The sequence below is a fragment of the Rathayibacter sp. AY1E3 genome (assembly GCF_002932235.1).
Classification (GTDB): Bacteria; Actinomycetota; Actinomycetes; order Actinomycetales; family Microbacteriaceae; genus Rathayibacter.
Window position 1 is genome coordinate 1 of the sequence record NZ_PSVN01000051.1, and the last position, 875, is coordinate 875.

Consider the following 875-nt stretch of genomic DNA (forward strand, 5'->3'; position numbering starts at 1 on the left):
CAACGGCTTCCAGATCCTCACCCGCTCCGACGCTTACGGCGACCAGGCGACGTGGACGCCGGTGCGGCAGCTGCGCGGCGAGGACGGGAAGAGCGTCACTCCCGAGCAGGTCGCCGCCGCTGCCGGCCGCGGAGTGCTCATCGGCACCAGCTGGCGGGGCGAGGTCGAGGTCACGCTCCTGGTCCAGGATCCCACCGCCGCCGGATTCACCTACGCCTACGGAGCCCCCGAGCAGCCGCAGACCGAGGAGGAAACCGAGGAGGAGGCCGCCGAGAAGTCCGCGGAGCGGAAGGTGCTCATCGCCAACAACAAGGCGTGGAACGCGGCCGAGAAGGTGCGCCGCGAGTGGATCGCGACGTTCCTCGCCCGCAAGACCCTCCCCAAGGACGCGGATCGCATCATCGCTCTCGGCCTCACCACCCACCGGTTCGCGGTGTCCTCCGGGATGACGGGCGGCAGCGATCTCGCGCACGCGCTGCTGCGCATCGAGCGCCCCTCCGGCTACCGCGCCGACGCCCTCGCAGCGCTGGTCGAGGCGAACCCCGCGAAGGCCCGCCTGGTCGCGCTGGCCGTCGTCCTCGGAGGGCAGGAGGCGCACACGAGTAAGGAGTCCTGGCGTCGCGGCGACGAGCGCACGGCCGAGCACTTCCGTCAGCTCGCGGCCTGGGGTTACGCGCTCTCCCCGGTCGAGCAGGTCGTCACCGGCGACAGCACCCCCGCCGACGCCGCGGGGCTCAGCTAGCCCCTCCGGCGGGACCGGCTCGCGCCGGTCCCCGCCCCTCCTCCTCTTCTCCCACTGCTGCACAGGAAGGCCCGACCATGACCACCACGACCACCGCACCCCGCCCCGCCCACCGCTTCGACCCGTACCAGGA

1 pseudogene is annotated in these 875 nt (G+C 72.6%); it reads left to right on the forward strand.

The features are described from left to right. A pseudogene (locus C5C53_RS17260) lies at positions 1 to 742 on the forward strand (hypothetical protein); the annotation flags it as partial. Positions 743 to 875: the final 133 nt, after the last annotated feature.